The organism is Xylophilus sp. ASV27, assembly GCF_016428875.1.
In the GTDB taxonomy this organism is placed as follows: domain Bacteria; phylum Pseudomonadota; class Gammaproteobacteria; order Burkholderiales; family Burkholderiaceae_C; genus Xylophilus.
This window is the reverse complement of sequence record NZ_JAELTO010000286.1, coordinates 1-413: the sequence shown is the minus strand read 5'-3', so window position 1 is coordinate 413 and position 413 is coordinate 1. Positions and strand designations below refer to the sequence as shown.

The window sequence follows — 413 nt, the reverse complement described above, 5'->3', positions numbered from 1 at the left end:
CACTACGACATCTCGGCCACCGGCGTGGGCGTGGTGGAGGCCGACTCGATCCTCGGACCGGACCGGGTGCGTCCGGGTGACGTGGTGATCGCGATGGGATCGTCGGGCCTGCACTCGAACGGCTACTCGCTGGCCCGCAAGGTGTTGCTGGACTGGGGCCACATGGATCTGTCCGGTCACGTCGAGGAGTTCGGCCGCACCCTCGGCGAGGAACTGCTCGAGCCGACCCGGATCTACGCCAAGGACTGCCTGGCGCTGGCCGCCGAGACGGAGGTGCGCACCTTTGCGCACGTCACCGGTGGCGGGCTGGCCGACAACCTGGCGCGGGTGCTTCCGGCCGGTCTGGAGGCCGAACTCGAGCGCGGCTCCTGGACGCCGGCCCCGGTGTTCTCGCTGATCGCCCAGCGCGGGCG

The 413-nt window shown here is 70.9% G+C and carries 1 protein-coding gene; it reads left to right on the top strand.

Annotated elements, in window-relative coordinates:
- The coding region (locus tag JHD63_RS22910) for an AIR synthase-related protein (RefSeq protein WP_255519319.1) at positions 1–413 on the top strand (413 nt) is incomplete at both ends.